The 18,713-nt window shown below is 70.2% G+C and carries 16 protein-coding genes; 4 read left to right on the forward strand and 12 right to left on the reverse strand.

Translation table 11 applies throughout. From position 1 onward, the window contains the following. Window positions 1-24 precede the first annotated feature (24 nt). Complete coding sequence (locus LMA02_RS18270) at window positions 25-1,431, reverse strand: spinster family MFS transporter (RefSeq protein WP_228909127.1); 1,407 nt, start codon at window positions 1,429-1,431, stop codon at window positions 25-27. A 411-nt stretch (window positions 1,432-1,842) separates the two neighbouring features. Here LMA02_RS18270 and LMA02_RS18275 point away from each other — a divergent pair, with 411 nt between their 5' ends. Beyond that, a complete protein-coding gene (locus tag LMA02_RS18275; protein ID WP_228909129.1) occupies window positions 1,843-2,973 on the forward strand; it encodes a porin in 1,131 nt (376 codons plus the stop codon). 32 nt (window positions 2,974-3,005) lie between these two features. Here the strand turns inward: LMA02_RS18275 and LMA02_RS18280 are convergent, their stop codons facing one another. Together LMA02_RS18280 and LMA02_RS18285 are read right to left on the reverse strand one after the other, a co-directional pair. Then, on the reverse strand, window positions 3,006-4,043 hold the full coding sequence (locus tag LMA02_RS18280) for a LysR family transcriptional regulator (RefSeq protein ID WP_228909131.1): 1,038 nt from the start codon (window positions 4,041-4,043) through the stop codon (window positions 3,006-3,008). Continuing rightward, window positions 4,040-5,014 carry an AraC family transcriptional regulator gene (locus tag LMA02_RS18285; RefSeq protein ID WP_228909133.1) on the reverse strand — a complete coding sequence of 325 codons (975 nt, stop codon included), beginning with the start codon at window positions 5,012-5,014 and terminating at the stop codon, window positions 4,040-4,042. The genes LMA02_RS18280 and LMA02_RS18285 overlap by 4 nt, the downstream gene beginning before the upstream one ends. A gap of 149 nt (window positions 5,015-5,163) precedes the next feature. Here LMA02_RS18285 and LMA02_RS18290 point away from each other — a divergent pair, with 149 nt between their 5' ends. Beyond that, window positions 5,164-6,270 carry an NAD/NADP-dependent octopine/nopaline dehydrogenase family protein gene (locus tag LMA02_RS18290; RefSeq protein WP_228909135.1) on the forward strand — a complete coding sequence of 369 codons (1,107 nt, stop codon included), beginning with the start codon at window positions 5,164-5,166 and terminating at the stop codon, window positions 6,268-6,270. After that, window positions 6,267-7,277 carry a 3-hydroxybutyryl-CoA dehydrogenase gene (locus tag LMA02_RS18295; RefSeq protein ID WP_228909137.1) on the forward strand — a complete coding sequence of 337 codons (1,011 nt, stop codon included), beginning with the start codon at window positions 6,267-6,269 and terminating at the stop codon, window positions 7,275-7,277. Before LMA02_RS18290 ends, LMA02_RS18295 begins: the two co-directional genes overlap by 4 nt. Window positions 7,278-7,303: 26 nt before the next feature. Here LMA02_RS18295 and LMA02_RS18300 read toward each other — a convergent pair whose 3' ends face one another. The 8 genes from LMA02_RS18300 to LMA02_RS18335 all read right to left on the reverse strand — a co-directional run bounded on the left by LMA02_RS18300 (window position 7,304) and on the right by LMA02_RS18335 (window position 15,656). Further along, window positions 7,304-8,656 (reverse strand): MFS transporter, encoded by a 1,353-nt coding sequence (locus LMA02_RS18300; protein WP_228909139.1) that lies wholly within the window; start codon window positions 8,654-8,656, stop codon window positions 7,304-7,306. Window positions 8,657-8,831: 175 nt separating this feature from the next. Then, a complete protein-coding gene (locus LMA02_RS18305) occupies window positions 8,832-9,878 on the reverse strand; it encodes an ABC transporter substrate-binding protein (protein WP_228909140.1) in 1,047 nt (348 codons plus the stop codon). Then, window positions 9,875-11,023 carry an NAD(P)/FAD-dependent oxidoreductase gene (locus LMA02_RS18310; RefSeq protein ID WP_228909141.1) on the reverse strand — a complete coding sequence of 383 codons (1,149 nt, stop codon included), beginning with the start codon at window positions 11,021-11,023 and terminating at the stop codon, window positions 9,875-9,877. The genes LMA02_RS18305 and LMA02_RS18310 overlap by 4 nt, the downstream gene beginning before the upstream one ends. Next, window positions 11,016-12,458 (reverse strand): NAD(P)/FAD-dependent oxidoreductase, encoded by a 1,443-nt coding sequence (locus LMA02_RS18315; RefSeq protein ID WP_228909142.1) that lies wholly within the window; start codon window positions 12,456-12,458, stop codon window positions 11,016-11,018. Before LMA02_RS18315 ends, LMA02_RS18310 begins: the two co-directional genes overlap by 8 nt. Continuing rightward, window positions 12,455-12,799: a (2Fe-2S)-binding protein gene (locus tag LMA02_RS18320; RefSeq protein WP_228909143.1), complete on the reverse strand. Its 345-nt coding sequence runs from the start codon at window positions 12,797-12,799 to the stop codon at window positions 12,455-12,457. Before LMA02_RS18320 ends, LMA02_RS18315 begins: the two co-directional genes overlap by 4 nt. A 2-nt stretch (window positions 12,800-12,801) precedes the next feature. Continuing rightward, a complete protein-coding gene (locus tag LMA02_RS18325; protein WP_228909145.1) occupies window positions 12,802-13,596 on the reverse strand; it encodes an ABC transporter permease in 795 nt (264 codons plus the stop codon). Next, a complete protein-coding gene (locus LMA02_RS18330; RefSeq protein ID WP_228909146.1) occupies window positions 13,593-14,573 on the reverse strand; it encodes an ABC transporter permease in 981 nt (326 codons plus the stop codon). Before LMA02_RS18330 ends, LMA02_RS18325 begins: the two co-directional genes overlap by 4 nt. Then, window positions 14,574-15,656 carry an ABC transporter ATP-binding protein gene (locus LMA02_RS18335; protein ID WP_228909148.1) on the reverse strand — a complete coding sequence of 361 codons (1,083 nt, stop codon included), beginning with the start codon at window positions 15,654-15,656 and terminating at the stop codon, window positions 14,574-14,576. Window positions 15,657-15,948: 292 nt separating this feature from the next. Here LMA02_RS18335 and LMA02_RS18340 point away from each other — a divergent pair, with 292 nt between their 5' ends. Next, window positions 15,949-16,836: an IclR family transcriptional regulator gene (locus tag LMA02_RS18340; RefSeq protein ID WP_228909150.1), complete on the forward strand. Its 888-nt coding sequence runs from the start codon at window positions 15,949-15,951 to the stop codon at window positions 16,834-16,836. 288 nt (window positions 16,837-17,124) lie between these two features. Here the strand turns inward: LMA02_RS18340 and LMA02_RS18345 are convergent, their stop codons facing one another. Further along, entirely contained in the window at window positions 17,125-18,687 is a 1,563-nt protein-coding gene (locus LMA02_RS18345) for a methyl-accepting chemotaxis protein (protein ID WP_228909152.1), read from the reverse strand. Between the last annotated feature and the right edge of the window lie 26 nt (window positions 18,688-18,713).

The raw sequence follows: 18,713 nt of genomic DNA on the forward strand, positions 1-18,713 counted from the left end.
TGCCGGCGACCCGATCGCAGCCGCTCAGCGTGCGGCGACAGCGTTGCCGCCGTCGACGGCCGCGTTGGCCACGCTGGCCGACGCAGCCGCATGGCCGCGCTCGCGCTCGAGACTGCGGCGGTACTGCCGGCATCCGGCCGCCAGCAGCAGCGCGGCAAGCGTGGCGGCGACGACGTTGACGATCGACATCGAATGGCCGACCGCCGCCGGCGCGCCGAACACGCGATCGGTGAACAGCGCGACGACGGTCGTGCCGATGCCGAGCGCGATCAGGTTCGACACGAGCAGGAACAGCGCGGAGATCTGCGCGCGCATCTGGTTCGGCGCGAGCGTCTGCATCGCGGCGGTCGACGTCGGCATCGGGAACGACGCGAAGAACATCGCGACGACGAGCGTCGCGAGCGACGCCGGCAGGCTGTCGAGCTGCGTGAACAGCGTCGCGGGAATCACCATGCACGCGGCGCCGATCGCGCCGGCGCGCATCGGCGCATCGCTGCGTCCGCGGCGCAGCAGCCAGTCGTTGAGCCAGCCGCCGCAGAACACGCCGCCCGTGTTCGCGACCAGCAGCACGATGCCGAGCGTGTAGCCGGCTTCGACGGCCGTCATCCCGAAGTGGCGGATATAGAACGCGGGCGTCCAGCTCAGCAGGCAGTACAGCGTCATCGCATAGAACGAGAAGCCGAGGTAGTGGCACGTGAAGGTCGCGCGATGCGTGCCGACGAAGCGCAGCGAATCGCGCATCGACACGCGTCGCACGACGCCCGAGCGATCCTGCGCGAGCCCCTTGCGCTGCGGGTCGCGCACGGTCGCGGCGAACAACAGCGCGACGAAAATCCCCGGCAGCCCGACGATCAGGAACGTGACCTGCCACGCATGCACCTGCCCGACGAGCGGCAGCGTGAACGCGCTCGCGTGCTTGAGCAGCGCGATCACGTAGCCGCCGATCAGGAACGCGACGCCGCCGCCGATGAACGAGCCGAGCGAATACACGGCGATCGCGCGGCCGAGCTTCTCCTTCGGGAAGTAGTCGGCGAGCATCGAATACGCGCCGGGCGACAGCGCGGCCTCGCCGACGCCGACCCCCATGCGCGCGATGAACATCTGCACGAACTGCTGGCTGAGCCCGCACGCGGCGGTCGCGACGCTCCACAGCGCGATGCCGAGCGCGATGATGCGCGGGCGGGCGTAGCGGTCGGCGAGATACGCGACGGGCAGCCCCATCACCGCGTAGAACAGCGAGAACGCGAAGCCGTTGAGCAGGCTGAACTGCGTGTCGGTCAGGTGCAGGTCGCGCTTGATCGGTTCGATCATCAGGACGAGCACCTGACGGTCGACGAACGAAAAGACGTACGCGAGCATGCAGATGACGACGACATACCATTCGTACGTATAGCGCTTGCCGTCGGCAGCGCGGGCCGTGGGTGCGGACATGCGGATTCTCCAGGAGCGGGCGGTGGAAAGGCGCGGCGCCGGCCTCGCGGGCCGGGCGCCGTCGCGGCGCGAAAGCGTGCGGGTGACACGTGTCGGAGACGCAGCGTAGTCGGCCAAATTCGGCCGCCATAGCCGGAGTGACAGCCGCGCCACACGGACCTTTACCGACCCGGATAAAGAAAACACCGAGGTCGTGCGCGCGGGCCGGCGCGCAGCGCGCGTGCGGCGGGGCCCGCGCGCATCATGCGGCGCATCTATAAGCGTTATAGAGCGGATTGCGTCGACGTCCGAAATTGTCGTTCCTAGACTCGGCCCGGTTTTGATCGGCAGCGTTCGCACGAGATCGCGAACGCGTTTCACATCGAGCGGCGCGACGCCGACAGGCGCCGGAATGACTACGGGACGACGAAGATGAACCATCCGAACGGGCGGGCCGACCGGCTTGCCGTACCGCGTGCCACGCTGATTGCCGCGCTCCTGGCGTGCGCGTCGCTGCCGGCGCTCGCGCAATCGAGCGTGACGCTCTACGGCCGCGTCGACACCGCGATCGAATACGCGAACGCCGGGCCGAACCACGTGACGCGCATGGGCAGCGGCAACCTGTGGGCGTCGCAGTGGGGGTTGAAGGGCGTCGAGAATCTCGGCGGCGGCTACGCGGCGATCTTCAAGCTCGAGGACGGCTTCAACGCCGCGAGCGGCACGCTGTCGAACAGCAGCGCGCTGTTCGGCCGCGAGGCGTGGGTCGGCATCACCGGGCCGTTCGGCGGCGTGCAGTTCGGCGAGCTCTACACGATCCTGCACACCACGCTCGTCACGTACAGCCTGCCCGGTCTCGGCGCGGGCCTCGCGTGGGGCAACGCGACGAACAACTTCGTCGGGCCCGCGTTCCTGCGCGTGCGCAACTCGATGCGCTACACGTCGCCGCGCTACGCCGGCTTCCTGCTCCGCGCGATGGCCGCGCGCGGCACCAACGGCGCGGCCGGCCAGCCGGCGACGCTCGGCGATACGTACGGCGCGGGCCTCAACTACGCGCGCGGCGGGTTGTCGATCGACGTCGACTACATGCAGCAGAAGTTCAGCCCGGTCGCCGCATCCGCGCTCGGCACAACCAGCACGGCCGCGAACGGCAACTACACGCTCGGCGCGATCTCGTACGACTTCAGCGTCGTGAAGATCGCCGCGTTGTACATGCGCCATCGCGGCGGCCCCGACGTCGCAGCCGCGATCGACAGCCAGAGTGCGTATCCGCACAGCGACACGATGGAGCTCAGCGCGACGGTGCCGATCGGACGCGCGTCGCTGCTGCTGAGCATCGGCCACTACCGGAAGGTCGCGGACAGCGACGGCAACGCCGATTCGTACGGCATCCGCTTCGACTATCCGTTGTCGAAGCGCACGGTGCTGTACACAGGCGCGGCGATGGTGCGCAACGGCGCGCATGCGCGCTTCGTCGTGAACGGCGCGGCGGGCGGCGGCGTCGCGGTCGCCAAACCCGGCGCGACCGCCAGCTCGATCGTCGCGGGCATCCTCACGTCGTTCTGAGCGCCGAGCGTTGCCCCTGGCCGCCTGCGCCGCTACGCGCAGGCGGGCGGGTGCGGCGCGAGCCATGCGTCGAACGGCGGCTGCCGGCCGATATCGAACAACTCCAGCAGCAGCGCACGCAGCCAGCGATGGCCCGGGTCCGCATCGAAGCGCCGGTGCCAGTACGCATTGACGGCCCATTCGCCGGCCCCGGCGATCTCGTACAGCGTGCACGGCTGGCGCGCGGCGAACGTGATCGCGACGGTCTCCGGCAGGATCAGCGCGTAATCGCCGTGTTCGAGCAGCGCCGGCACCACCATGAAGTCGGGCAGCGCCGCCCGCACGCGCGGCATCAGTCCGTGCCGCTCGAGCAATTGCATCGACTGCGGATGCGATGTCACGGCGACGAAGCGCAGCGTGTCCGGCGCGTCGCCGTCGAGCACGAAATCGTCGGGCAGCGCGACGCGCCGCGCGGTGCGGCGCGGCATCAGCAATACGCAGCGCTCGTGCAGGAGCGCCGCGCGCTGGAAATGGCTCGACGCATCCGCGAAATGCCCGAGCGCGAAATCGATGCGGCCCGATTCGAGTGCGACGTTGAGCTGGCATTCGTCGACGTGCAGCGTCTCGATCACCGCGCCCGGTGCGCGCCGGTCGAATGCCGCGAGCAACGTCGGCAGGAAGGCGCTCGCCGCGAAATCGCTCATGTGCAGTCGGAACACGCGCTGCGTGCTGTCCGGCGTAAACCGCGAGCCTTCGTCGAGCACGTCCTGCAGGATCGCGAGCGCCTTGTCGACCGAGATCGCGAGCCGCTGCGCGCGCGGTGTCGGCTCGACGCCGGTGCCGGTGCGCACGAACAGCGCGTCGCGGAACATCAGCCGCAAGCGGCCGAGCGCGTAGCTGACCGACGGCTGCGTGACGCCGAGCCTCAGTGCCGCGCGGCCGACGTGCCGCTCCTCGTACACCGCGCGAAACGTCTTCAGCAAGTTGAGATCGAGATCCTGCACGCGCAGGCCGTCGGGCGAGTCGCCGTCGTGCGGTGAAGGTTCGGCGCGGGCCGGGGCCGGCGGCCGGCCGGTGGCGGAGTGCGTCATGGTGCTTGCCTCGCGGTGACGGAAGGCGCGTGGCCGTAACGCCGCGCATACGCCTTCGCGAAATGGCCGAAGCCATGAATGCCGTGCGCGATCAGCACGTCGGTCACGCTGCGCGCGTCGCCGCGTTGCAGCGCGGCGTGCACCGCGGCCAGCCGGCGCTCGCGCACGTAGGCGGCCGGCGTGGTGTTCAGGAACGCGCGGAACGCATGCTGCAGTGTGCGCGGTGCGACGCCGGCGACGGCCGCCAGCGCGGCGAGCGCGAGCGGTTCGCTCAGATGCGCGTCGACGTGGTCGCATGCGCGGCGCACGTGCGCCGGCAGCGGCGGCGTGCCGCGCGTCAGTGCGGCGCTGTACGAATGGGGCAGATGCGTGAGGAGCAGCGACATCAGCCACGCGGTGAGATCGGCGCCGAACGTCGTCGCTGACGCGCCGATGCCCGGCTGCGCGCCGAGACGGCACAGGTACTCGAACGTCGGCGGCACGAGCGCGGCGCCCGCGCCGTTGCCGCCGGCGGCGAGATCGAACTGCAGCGGCCGCGTGAGCGTCGCGTGCAGCATGTCCTGCAGCTTGCGCTCGAGTGCGCCGCGCTCCAGCCGCAGCACCAGGTTGCGGCAATCCGGGCTCGTGCTCAGGCGGCTCGCGAGCGCGGGCGACGACACGGTCAGCTCGCCCGGGCCCGCCCGCGCGACCCGCTGGCCGGCCCGCAGCTCGCACGCGCCCGACAGCGTCAGCCGGAACAGGAAGTGATCGGCATCGTCGCCGAAATCGATGCGCGTTTCGCGGCCGTAGCAGAGTTCGAGCAGCGCGCCGTGATGCAGCGGCACCTCGTACAGCTCCGCATGAAACGGATCGCGGCCGTGCGCGGCCATCCGGTGCGGCCCGAGCCGGTGCGCGACCGCGCGTTCGACTTCGTCGGGCGCATGCAGCGTGCCGAGCCGGTTCGGCGCATGTCGGGAGAGGGCGATGTCCATGCGGTGGCCTCGTGTCGGATGCGTGGGCGCGGCGCCATGCGCATCGCCGCGATTGCGTTGCGCGAACGGGCGTGCCGTTGCGCGTTTTGAAGCGACGCGCTGCGCGCCGCCGCGTAGTCTCGGAACCACTCACTCACCGGGAGAAAACGATGAAAGTATGTGTACTGGGCGGCGGCCACGGCTGCCATGCGGCCGCGATCGACCTGTTCGAGAAGGGCCACGACGTGACGTGGTGGCGGCGCGACCGCGAACCGCACGCGCGGCTGCGCGAGCTCGGCGCGTTGCACGTGACCGACTATCGCGGCGAGCGCGCGGTGCCGCTCGGCGATACGCCCGGCGCGATCCGCCTGACCGACGATCTCGCGGCCGCGCTGCGCGGCGCGCGGCTCGTCGTGGTGCCGCTGCCGGCCGTGTCGCACGACGCGCTGGCCGCGCAGGTCGCGCCGCTGCTCGAGGACGGCCAGGTCGTGTTCCTGCCGCCCGGCACATTCGGCAGCTTCGTGTTCGCGCGCGCGGCGGCGGATGCCGGCAATCGTGCGCGCGTCGCGTTCGCGGAGACGGGCACGCTGCCGTACCTGGTGCGCAAGCACGGCGACAACGCGGTCGTGATTAGCGCGTATGCGACGCGCCTGCCGACCGGCGTGTTTCCCGCGAACGCGGCCGGCTGGGCGTTCGACGTGCTGCGCGCCGGCTATCCGTCGGTCGAGCCGGTCGAGGACGCACTGTCCGGCGCGCTGATGAACGCGGGCCCGGTGATCCATCCGCCGCTGATCCTGATGAACGCCGGGCCGCTCGAACACTTCGACGCGTGGGACATCCACAACGAGGGCACGCAACCGTCGATCCGCCGCGTGACGAACGCGCTCGACGCCGAACGCATCGCCGTGCGCGAGGCGCTCGGCTACCGCGCGCCGCATTTCCCGCTCGCGGACCACTACGCGACCGACGGCGACGAATGGATGTATGGGCGCGGCGCGCACGGCAAGCTGACCGACAGCGGCGACTGGCGCGAGAAGATCGATTTGCGCACGCATCGCTACATGCTCGAGGACACCCGGCTCGGGCTGTCCTTCATCGTGTCGTGCGGACGCTGGGCCAACGTGCCGACGCCCGTTGCGCAGGGGCTGCTGAGCGTCGCGTCGGCCGTCACTGGCCGCGACCTGTATGCGCAAGGGCGCACGCTGGACGGTTTGGGTCTTGCCGCCCTGTCGCGCGACGCGATGCGCGCACTGCTCGATGCGGGGTACGCCGCATGACGGCCGCCCTCGACGTGACGCGCGTGCACGTGCTCGGCGCGGGACGCATGGGGCAGGGGATCGCGCTCGTGTTCGCATTCGCGGGCCTCGACGTGACGCTGATCGACTTCAAGCCGCGCGACGCGCAGGGAAGGCGCGCATTCGAGGATCGCACGCGCGGCGAGATCCTGCGGCCGCTGCATGCGCAGGTCGCGCTCGGCCGCATCGATCGCGCGCAGGCCGAGGCCGTCGTCGCGCGCATCGCGCTGGTCGCGCGCGACGGCGCGGCGCACGCGGTGCGCGACGCCGGCATCGTGTTCGAAGCGCTGCCGGAAGTGCTCGACGCGAAGGCCGACGCGTTGCGCTGGCTCGGCGAACATGTCGATGCGCGTGCAACCATCGCGTCGACGACGTCGACGTTCGTCGTCACTACATTGCAGCGCCATGTCGCGCACCCGGAGCGGATGCTGAACGCGCACTGGCTGAACCCGGCGTTGCTGATGCCACTCGTGGAGATCAGCCGCAGCGACACGACGGATCAGGCGATTGTCGATGCGCTCGCCGCGCTGCTCGAGCGCGTCGGCAAGAAGCCGGTGATCTGCGGGCCGGCGCCCGGCTACATCGTGCCGCGCATCCAGGCGCTCGCGATGAACGAGGCCGCGCGGATGGTCGAGGAGGGCGTCGCGAGCGCCGAGGACATCGACACGGCGATCCGCACCGGCTTCGGCCCGCGCTTCGCGGTGCTCGGGCTGCTCGAGTTCATCGACTGGGGCGGCTGCGACATCCTGTATTACGCGTCCACGTACCTCGCTGGCGAGATCGGTCCGCGCTTCGCGCCGGCCGCGAGCGTCGTGCGCAACATGGAGGCCGGGCGCGACGGCGTGCGCACAGGCACCGGGTTCCACGACTATGCGCAGGTCGATGTGCCGGCGTACATGCAGCAACGGCTCGGCGAGTTCGCGCGGCTGCTCGATCACCTCGGGCTTGCGCCCGGGTTCGACGCCGCACGGCGCGATTCCGGCGCTTGAGCGTCGCGCGGCGCGCGGCCGCGCGGTCATGCCGCGTCGCCGCGCGTGTCGGCTGCGGGCATACCGGCTGCGGGCGTGGCGCGCGTCTCGCGCATCACGCACAGCGTCGCGACGGTCACGAGGCCGAGCGCAATGAGGAACAGCGACACGGGCCACGACGCGTGATAGCGCGCGAGCAGCGCGGTCGCGATCAGCGGCGACATCCCGCCGGCGAAGATCGACGCGACTTCATGGCCGAGCGCGACGCCCGAGTAGCGCACCTCGGTGCTGAACAGCTCGCCGACCAGCGCGGGCAGCGTGCCGATCATCGCGCCGTGGCTCACCGCCGTGCCGATCGTCAGCGCGAGCCACACGAGCGGCGTCGCGCGCGTGTCGAGCAGCCAGAAGAACGGAAACGCGCAGGCGACGAGGCTCAGCGCGCCGATCAGGTACACGGGCTTGCGGCCGATCCGGTCGGACAGGCGGCCCCACGCGAGCATCGCGCCCATTTCGACGATCATCGCGATCATCACGCCGGTCAGCATCACGCCGTTCGGGATGCCGACGTATTTGCCGTAGACGAGCGAGAACGCGAGGAAGATGTACGCGCCGCCGTTCTCGGCGACGCGCAGCCCCATCGCGAGCAGGATTTCCTTCGGATGGCGGCGGATGCATTCGACGATCGGCAAATGCGTGTGCGCGCCGCGCTTGCCGGCCTGCTCGTAGTCGCGGCTTTCCGGCAGGTGGCGGCGGATATAGATGCCGATCACGAAGATCGCGATGCTCGCGAGGAACGGCAGCCGCCAGCCCCAGGTGCGGAACGCGTCGTCCGGCAGCGCCTGCGCGGCGAGGAACGCGGCCGACGACAGCACGAAGCCGCCGCCCACGCCGAGCTGGCTCCACGCCGCGTAGTAGCCGCGCTGCTCGGGCGGTGCGTTCTCGCTGATCATCAGCACGCCGCCGCCCCATTCGCCGCCGGACGCGACGCCCTGCAGCAGCCGCAGCACGACGAGCGCCGCGGGCGCCCACAGCCCGACCTGCGCGTAGGTCGGCAGCAGGCCGATCGCGAACGTCGACGCGCCCATGATCAGCAGCGTCCACACGAGCGACGCCTTGCGCCCGTAGCGGTCGCCGACATGGCCGAACACGATCCCGCCGAGCGGCCGCGCGACGAAGCCGAGCGCGAACGCCGCGAACGCGGCAAGGCTGCCCGCGAGCGGCGACGCACCGGGCGGAAAGAACACGTGGCCGAACACGAGCGCCGCGGCCGTGCCGTAGACGAAGAAGTCGTACCACTCCATCGCGTTGCCGGCGACGGAGGCGATGACGATCCGGCGCAGTTGCCGGTCGGCGAGCGGCCGGGCGGCGCTCGGGGATTGCACGGTGTCGGTCGGGTACATGGCGGACTCTGAAGGGGGACGAACGCGTGCCGTCTCTGGAGAACGCATGCGGCACTGCGGGCTAGTGTTGTCGGCACCGCCGCCCCGGTCAAATCCACAGAAAAAGGGGAGCGTCATCACTCCCGCTGATGATGGGTGCGCCGCGCGCGGCCGTGCCCGCGCGCGCCGTCGCCCGTTACCGCTCGATCTGCCGGTTCCAGCGCGTATCCCACTGCGCACGGCGCGCGTTGATCGCCGCCCAGTCGACCACCGTCACCTTGCGCACGAGATCGTCGACGTTGCCGAGGCTTTGCTGCATCGCGGCAGGCATCTTCGCGAGGCGGTTGGTCGGGATCTGCTTGCCGGCCTCGGCGGCCTTCGTCTGCGCGGGCGCGGACAGCAGGAACTGCGCGAGCTTCTGCGCCAGCTGCGGATCCGGATTGTTCGCGACGACGCACAGGTCGACGAGCAGCAGCACCGGGCCTTCCTTCGGATTCGCATACGCGACCGGAATGCCCTTGTCCTGCAGGTCGCCGACACCGGTCGGCGTCAGCGGGAAGAGGCCGGCCTCGCCGGTCTGCACCATCTCGGAGATCTTCGCCGAGTTCGGGATGTACTCGACGACGTTCGGCCCGACCGTGCTCGCCCACTTGCTGAAGCCGGGCTCGACGTTCTGTTCGCTGCCGCCGAGCAGCCGGTTGATCGCGAGGAAGCCGTGCAGCCCGAACGTGCTGCTCGACGCCGACTGAAACACGACCTTGCCCTTGTATTTCGGGTCGGCGAAATCCATCCACGACGTCGGCGGCGCCCAGCCTTTGTCCGCGAACAGTTTCTTGTTGTACGCGATGCCGGTCATCCCGAGCTGCACGCCCGCGCCGACGTCGTCCTTCATCCGCGCGAACGGATACAGCTCCTTGAGCACCGGCGAATCGTCGAGCTTCTGGCACACGCCGAGGCTGACCGCGCGCGCCATCACGCCGTCGTCGAGGAACGCGACGTGGATCTGCGGCTTGTTGCGGTTCGCGAGCAGCTTCGCGAGCACGTCCGACGACGTGCCGGGCACGACGACGACCTTCACGTTGTTCGCCTTCTCGAAGTCAGGCAGCACCTGGCTCGTATAGGCCTTTTCCATCGGGCCGCCGTTCATGCCGACGTAGATCGTCTTCGTTTGCGCGAACGCGGGCGCACTCGCGCCTGCGATGCAGAGGGCGGCGGCCGCCGCGATCGTTCCGGACAGTTTCACTTGTGGGTCTCCTCTTGACGGAAAGGGGCGATCGGCGCGTGCGGCGCGAAGCGGCCGATCGAGAATGCTTCGAGTGGCGTGACGGTTTCACCGGTCGTGACGATCTCGGCGAGTACCTCGCCGACGCCCGGCGCGAGCAGGAAGCCGCCGCCGGAAAAGCCGAACGCATGCAACAGGTTCGGCGTCGTGCGGCTCGCGCCGATGATCGGGTTGTGGTCGGGCGTGCAGCCTTCGACGCCGCTCCACGTGCGGATCAGCAGCGCATCGCGCAGCGCGGGCAACAGCGCGCACGCGTCGCGCATCACCGCGCGCGTCGTATCGACCGACGGCTGGCCGAATTCGCCGTCGCCGCGGCCGCGCCCGCCGCCGATCACGCAGTTGCCGCGCGCGACCTGCCGCGCGTACACCCCGCCGCCGTACACGCCGAGGTTGTGCGTGATGAACGGTGGCAGCGGCTCGGTCACCCACATGTTCGGGTAGATCGGCTCCATCGGCACGGCTTCGCCGAAGCGTTCGGCGATGGTGTTCGCCCATGCGCCGGCCGAATTGATCAGCCACGTCGCCGTGCACGCGCGTCCGCCCGCCTGAACGTGAAAGCGCATGCCGTCGTGCCGGGCGTCGTCGACCGCTGCGTGCTCGAACACGTCGGCGCCCGCCGCGCAGGCCGCACGCGCGAAGGCGGGCGACACGACACGCGGGTTCGCGTGCCCATCGGTCGCGCACAGCGAGCCGCCGAGCGCCGCGCGGCCGAGCCACGGGTAGCGGCGGCGGAACGCGTCGCCGCGCATCACCTGCAGCGGCAGGCCGTGCTCGCCGGCGAGTGTCGCGTACGCATCGAGCGCATCGAGATCGGCGTCGCTGCGCGCGAGCCGCAAGTGGCCCGACACGACGAATTCGCCGTCGATGCCGATCAGCTCGGGCAGGCGGTCCCAGATGCGCCGTGCGCGCAGCGCGAGCGGCAGCTGCTCGGCCGGGCGGCCCTGGCAGCGCACGCCGCCGTAGTTCACGCCGCTCGCCTGCGCGCCGCAGTCGCGGCGCTCGAACAGCGCAATGCGCAGCCCGCGCCGCGCCAGCGCCAGCGCGGCCGACGCGCCGACGAGGCCGCCGCCGACGATCGCGACGTCGTAATGACGGAGATCACTCATCGCGCGCCTCGTCGGGAATCGCCGCGACGTCGTCGCCCGCGAGCGCGGCCGAGATCGGGAACGGCTTCACCGGCGGTTGCGCGCGCAACCGGCCGACGTCCGCGAGCGGGCGGCCGGTTTCGGCGGCGAGTACGCGTGCGGTTGCGTCGCCGCACATGCGGCCCTGGCAGCGGCCCATCCCGGCGCGCGTCAGCGCCTTCAGCCGGTTCAGCTCGGTGGCCGCGCCGTCGCGGATGCAGCGCCGCAGCGTGCCCGCGTCGATCTCCTCGCAGCGGCACACGATCGTGTCGTCCGGGCAGCGTGCGGCGAGCTCGGGCGGCGGCGCGAACGCCGCCTCGAGGCCCGCGCGGAATGCGCCGAGCCGGGCGAGCGTGCGGTCCAGCGTCGCCGCATCGGGCTTGCCGGCCAGCGACGGTGATGGCGATGGCGTCACGATGCCCGCGTCGTCGAGCAGCGCGAGCGCCGCGCGTCGCCCGGACGCCTCGGCCGCGTCGGCCCCCGCGATGCCGGCGCCGTCGCCCGCGACGTAGATACCGCGCACCGACGTGCGGCCGGCCGCGTCGCGCTCCGGCAGCCATGCATCGTTGAGCGGATCGAAACGGAACCGGCAGCCGGCGAGATCGGCAAGCTGCGTTTCCGAACGCAGCCCGAAGCCGAGGCCGAGCGCATCGCAGTCGAGCCGGCGCGGTGCATCGTTGCCGGCCGCGCGCCACGCGAGGCCGGTGACGTGCCGCTCGCCGAGTACGCGTTCGAGCGTGACGCCCGTTTCGATCGCGACGCCGTGCGCACGCAGCCAGCCGATGTAATAGAGCCCCTTCGCGAAGGTCGCCGGCATGCGCAGCAGCGCCGGCGTCGCGGCCGTCTGCTGGCGCAGCGGGCTCGTGTCGAGCACCGCCGCGACCTGCGCGCCGGCCTTCGCGTACTGGTAGGCGACGAGATACAGCAACGGCCCCGTGCCCGCGAACACGATGCGGCTGCCGATCGCGCAGCCCTGCGACTTCAGGGCGACCTGCGCGCCGCCGAGCGTATAGACGCCGGCAAGCGTCCAGCCCGGCACCGGCAGCATGCGATCGGTCGCGCCGCTCGCGATGATCAGGTGCGAGAACGGCGCGGTCGTTTCGCGGCCGTCCTGCAGCGTGTCGACGCGGCCCGCGCCGCACGCCCAGGCGAGTGTGTTCGGCCGGTAGTCGACCTGCGGCAGCAGCGCGGCCATCGTCCGGTGCACGGCGTCCGCCTTCGCGGCCTCGAAGCCGTACAGCGCGCGCTTGCCGCGGGCGAACGCGCCGTCGACCGGCGGCTGCCGGTAGATCTGCCCGCCCCAGCGCGCGTTCTCGTCGATCACGACGGGGCGCAGCCCCGCGTCGACCAGCGCCTCGGCCGCGCGCACGCCGGCCGGCCCCGCGCCGACGATCACCGGTCGCAGTGTGTCGCTCACGATGCGTCTCCGTTGATTACGTGCTGCGCACCGGTGAGAATCCGCATGCCTGCGGCAATCGGGGTCGAGCAGGCGCGCACGCGCGCGCCGGCCTCGGTGCGCACCCAGCAGTCCTGGCACGCGCCGATCAGGCAGAAGCCCGCGCGCGGCGTGCCGCTGAATTCGCTCACGCGCACGCGGCGCTGCGCGACGAGGATCGCGGTGAGCACGGTGTCGCCGGCAAGCGCCTGCGCGGGGCGGCCGTCGAGCGTGAACGCGATGGCGGCGCGCTCGCGTTCGGCGACGCGCACGAATTGCGGGCCGTCGTCGGCGATGTCGGTGGAACGGGAAACGGGAGTCATCGTCAGTGTTGGCCGATCAGGATGCGGTTCAGGCCGTACACGCGATCGAGCAGCAGCATCGCGCCGGCGGTGATGAGGATGACGAGCGCCGATACCGACGCCATCATCGGATCGATCGATTCGGTCGCGTACATGTACATGCGCACCGGCAGCGTGACCGTCTGCGGCGACGTGACGAAGATCGACATCGTCAGCTCGTCGAAGCTGTTGATGAACGCGAGCAGCCAGCCGCCGGTGATGCCGGGCACGATCATCGGCAGCGTGATGCGGCGGAACGTCGTCCACGGATCGGCGCCGAGCGAGCAAGCGGCCTGCTCGATGCTGCGGTCGAGGCCCGCGACGGACGCGAGCACGAGCCGCATCACGAACGGCGTGATGACGATCATGTGCGCGAGCACCAGCCACGCGAACGAACCGGTCGCGCCGATCAGCGCGAAGAAGCGCAGCAGCGCGATGCCGAGCACTAGGCCGGGAATCACGAGCGGCGACAGCAGCAGCCAGTTCAGGAACGCGCGGCCCGGAAACGTCGCGCGGCCGATCGCGAGCCCGGCGGGCAACGCGATCGCGAGCGACAGCGTCGCCGACGCGAACGCGAGCTTCACGCTGTTGGCGAACGCGGTGACGAAGTCGGGATAGTCGAGGATCGCGCGGAACCAGCGCAGCGACAGCCCATGCGTCGGCAGCGTGAGCGTTTCGTCGGGCGTGAACGCGACGAGCACGACGATCGCGAGCGGCGCGAGCACGAACAGGATCACGAGCGTATGGAACGCAAGGGCGAAGGGGCCGTTCTTGCTCATCGGGAAGCGCCTCCGAGGCTGCGCGCGTAGCGGCGTTCGAGCACGCGGTAGTAGGTGAGCATCACGACGAGGTTCGCGACCAGCAGCAGCACCGCGATCGTCGCGCCGAGCGGCCAGTTCAGCGAGCCGAGGAATTCGTCGTAGACGGCGGTCGCCGCGACCTTCAGGCGACGTCCGCCGAGCAGGCCCGGAATCGCGAAGGCGCTCGCCGACAGCCCGAACACCATCAGGCTGCCCGACAGCACGCCCGGCATCAGCTGCGGCACCACGATGCGGCGCAGCGTCGTGAACGGCGAGGCGCCGAGCGACAGCGCCGCGTGCTCGGTCTGCGGATCGAGCCGCTGCAGCGCGGTCCACACGGGAATCACCATGAACGGCAGCATCACGTGAACGAGCGCGATCACGATCGCGAACGTCGTGTATTCGAGCTTGTACGGCCCGAGGCCCGCGAGCCCGAGCGCCTGGTTCACGAGCCCGCTGGTGTTCAGCAGCATGCTCCAGCCGAACGCGCGCACGACGACCGACACGAGCAGCGGCGCGAGGATCACGAGCAGGAACAGCGAGCGCCACGGGTCGCGCATTTTCGACAGCACGTACGCTTCCGGCGTGCCGATCGCGACGCAGATCGCGGTGGTCAGCGCGGCGATGCCGAAGGTGCGCGCGAAGATCGTTTGGAAGTACGACGAGCCGAGCACCTCCGCGTAGTGGCCGAACTGGAACGCGGCGATCGGCCCGGTGGCCGGGTCGAAGCGATAGAACGTGAGCGTGAGGGTCATCGCGAGCGGCACGAGCACGAGCGCGGCGAACAGCGCGAACGCGGGCGCGCACATCAGCCACAGCGGCGCATGGGCGCGCCACGTGGCGCGCGGCAGGCGGCCGCCGGCGGCGCGCGGCATCACCGCATCGCCCGTGGCGGCGGGCGGTGCGAGGCCGGCCGTCGCGCCGTCGGCGGGGAGCGGGCGGGTAGGCTGTCCCATTCAGGCCTCCCGGCGCATCACACGCACCGCGTCGCTATGCCAGTCGACGCCGACTGGCGCGCCTTCAGCGAGCGGCTCCGCGCCTTCGTTCTGGCAGCACACGAGCACTTCGCCGAGCGCGCTGTCGACGCGGTACAGCCACTGGCTGCCGAGGAAGAAGCGGCTCGTGACGGTCGCGGCGAAGCGGCCCGCGCCGGGCGCGCACAGTCGCAGTTTCTCCGGGCGGATGCAGACCGACACGGTGTCGCCGACACGGATGTCGCGCTCGCGCGCCGGCAGGTGCGCGGTGCGGCCCGTTTCCGCGAGATCGTGGCCGAGGTCGATGCGGATCGCGTCGCCGTCGTGCGCGACGATCGTGCCGGGCAGCAGGTTCGCCTTGCCGATGAACTGCGACACGAAATGATTCTCGGGACGTTCGTACGCGCGGTACGGCGTGTCCGTCTGCGTGATGCGGCCGGCTTCCATCACGACCACGCGATCGCTGATCGACAGCGCTTCCGACTGATCGTGCGTGACCATGATCGTCGTCGTGCCGATCTTGCGCTGGATCGCGCGCAGTTCGAACTGCATGTCCTCGCGCAGCTTCGCGTCGAGATTCGACATCGGCTCGTCGAGCAGCAGCACCGGCGGCTCGATCACGACCGCGCGCGCGATCGCGACGCGTTGCCGCTGGCCGCCGGACAGTTCGCGCGGGAAGCGGTGCGCGAGCGCATCGAGTCGCACGAGCGCGAGCGCCGCGCGGATGCGCTCGGCGCGCTCGGCCTTGTCGACGCCGCGCATGTCGAGGCCGAAGCCGACGTTCTCCGCGACGCTCATGTGCGGAAACAGCGCATAGCTCTGGAACACGATGCCGAGCCTGCGGCGGTTCGGCTTCATGTGCGTGATGTCCTGCCCGTCGAGCGCGATGCGGCCGCGCGTGACGTCGACGAAGCCGGCGATCATCTGCAGCGTCGTGGTCTTGCCGCAGCCTGACGGCCCGAGCAGCGACACGAATTCGCCTTGTTCGACCGACAGGTTGACGTCGGCGACGGCGGTGAGCTCGCCGAACGATTTCGTCAGATCCGTAAGCGTGAGAAACGACATGGGGAGCTCCGGGTTCGCACACCGTGGCCGGTGCACCGATGACGCGGACTCTAGCCAGCCATATTTCGGAGCGTCAATTTCGAATTCTGCTGAACGGGAGGAATTTCGAAAAAATTCCGATGAGCGGAATGAAACGTCGAATCACGTCGGAATCGTTCCGGTGAATGAGGGGCGGTCGGCCCGCGAAATGCGCGCGTCAATCCCGTGCACACCCGGATGCCCGCGCAATTCCGGTGGGACGACAATGGCGGTTACCGTATTCCGTTCACTGAAATCATCGAGGAGAGCCGGCATGCCAGAACCCCAGTCGCCCGGAATGTCGCCAGCCGCACGCGCGCCGCACCCGGACGAGGACGCCGCCGATCCGGCCGGCGCGCCGGGCACCGGCATGCTGCAGCGCGCGTTCGCGATCCTGCGCGCACTGGCCGGCATGCAGCAGGACGGCGTGCGCGTCACGCACCTTGCGAAGGCCGTCGGGCTCACGCAGGGCACCGCGCACCGGATCCTGCAATCGCTGATCGCCGAAGGGATGGTCGAGCAGGACGAACAATCGAAGCTGTACCGGCTGAGCGTCGACTTCTTCGCGCTCGCCGCGCTGGCCGGCAATCCGAGCAGCATGCGCACGCTGTGCCGGCCCGTGCTGCTGCGGCTGTGCGCGAGTCTCGGCGAGACGATCTTCCTGCTCGTGAAAAGCGGCTTCGACGCGGTGTGTCTCGACCTGTGCGAAGGGCCGTTCCCGATCCGCTCGTTTACCGGCGACATCGGCGGGCGCATCGCGCTCGGCGTCGGGCAGGGCAGCCTCGCGATCCTCGCGTTCCTGCCGGAGGCCGAGCGCGAGGAAGTGATCCGCTTCAACGTGCCGCGCATCCGCGGCTACGGCGTGCTCGACGAGGTGTACCTGCGCACCGAGATCGAACGCGTGCGGCAGCTCGGCTACGCGGGCCGCAACAGCGGCGTGCTCGACGGGATGGCCGGCGTCGCGGTGCCGATCCTCGACCGCACCGGCTATCCGGTCGGCGCGCTGAGCGTCGGCACGCTGGCGTCGCGCCTCGGCGACGACCGGATGCCGATGGTCGTCGAACTGCTCAGGCGCCAGGCCGATGCGATCGGCCCGCGCACGAATCCGTTCGACGCCGCGTTGCGGCGGCCGATGCACGGGCTGTCCGGGAAAACCGGATAGGCGCGTCGCGCGTCGCGGGTTCGTCAGCTTGCGTACGCGAGTCCTTCACGTCTGATCGAGGCGCGGATTTTCCAGCGCTTTCGTTTTACTCGCGACGGCACGTCGCCGGCCTGACCTGCACGAACAACGATCGTGGCAGTCGGCCCGTCGCGCCCGCTCGCGCCGCGCACTTACCCGCGCCACACGCCGGACGGCAGCGATACGCGCGGCGTCGATTTCGACACGATGTGCGACGTGTGCGAGGACATCGTCGAAGCGTGCCACGGCGATGCCGACGGCCGGGCCCAATCACGCCAGCGCCGCTTCACCAAGACGAAACTGCGCGACGGCATCGCTGAGCCGCGTGCTCTGATCCTCGAGCGACAGCGCCGCGGCGGCGGCCTCCTCGACCAGTGCGGCGTTGCGCTGCATCGTCTGCTCCATCTGGATGACGGCCGCATTCACCTGCTCGATGCCGGAAGTCTGCTCGTCGAAAGCGATGCTGGTCTCGCCCATGATCGCGTTGACGCGCTCGACCGCGGTGACGAGTTCGGCCATCGCCGAACCGGCGAGCGCGACGAGGCCGCTGCCGTCCTCCACGCGCTGCGTCGAGTTGCCGATGAGCTCGCGGATTTCCTTCGCCGCCGATGCGCAGCGCTGCGCGAGCCCGCGCACCTCGGTTGCGACGACCGCGAAGCCGCGCCCCTGCTCGCCCGCGCGCGCCGCTTCGACCGCGGCGTTCAGTGCGAGGATGTTGGTCTGGAACGCGATGCTCTCGATCACGCCGACGATGCCGGAGATGCGCGCGGAGCTGTGCGAAATCGCGGACATCGTTTCGACGACGCGCTGCATCGCGTCGCCGCCTCGCGATGCGATGCCGGCCGCGCCTTGCGCGTAAGTGCGTGCATCGCGCGCGTTGTCCGCGTTCTGGCGCACGGTCGCGGTCAGCTGCTCCACGCTCGCCGCCGCCTGTTGCAGCGACACGGCCTGCTGCTCCGTGCGCGCGGACAGGTCGACGTTGCCGCTCGCGATCGTGCGGACATCGCCGACGATCGTCTCCGTGCTCGTGCGGACCTGCGCCACGGTTTCGACGAGGCCGTCCTGCATCCGCTTCAACGCGTTCAGCAGATACGCCATTTCGTTTTTGCCGGGAATGACGACCGTGCCGGTCAGGTCGCCTTTCGAGATCCTGTCGAAGTGATCGACGGCGAGATGGATCGGCTCGATGATCGCCTTCGCGAGCACGCGCTGTGCGAGGAAGCCGACGATCAGCGCGAACAGCGCGACCGCCGCCATCGCCCACACGATCCGGTGAAAGCGCGTGCCGGCCGCGTCGTAGCGTGCTTTCTGGCGCGCGACCTGGAACGATTCGAGCGCGTCGATCGCATCCTGGTAGGCGGTGAACAGCGCCGGCTGCGCGGTGCGGTGCGTGTCGAGGAAGTCGAATGCGTTGTCTTGGTCGAGTTGCGACATCGCCTTCAGGAACACCTGGTCGAGCAGCGTGCGACGACGCGTTTGCAGCGTGTCGAACAGGGTTTGCTCGTCGGCGTCGCGCGTGTGCAGGCGCGTGTAGGCGTCGAGTTCGTCGTTGCTCTGTTTCAGGAGCGTGTGGAGTTGCGCGATTTCCGCCTTCGCGGGCTGGCCGGCGCTGATGATCTGCGCGACGTCGCTCACGCGTTCGCGCAGCACGAGCATGCGCTCCGAGCTGGTTTTCAGGTGCAGCAGCGACGCGGTGTCGTCGCGGTACATCGCTTCGAGCGAGCCGTTGCCGGCATAGAGCGCGGCGATGCACGCGCCGACGACCAGGACGAGCAGCGCCGTATAGCCGGCGATGGTCGCGACGAGTCCGCCGCGGATGGTGAGTTTACGCATGACGTTCCCTTGCCGGCGGCGCGAAG

The sequence above is a fragment of the Burkholderia sp. B21-005 genome, assembly GCF_020843965.1.
In the GTDB taxonomy this organism is placed as follows: domain Bacteria; phylum Pseudomonadota; class Gammaproteobacteria; order Burkholderiales; family Burkholderiaceae; genus Burkholderia; species Burkholderia ambifaria.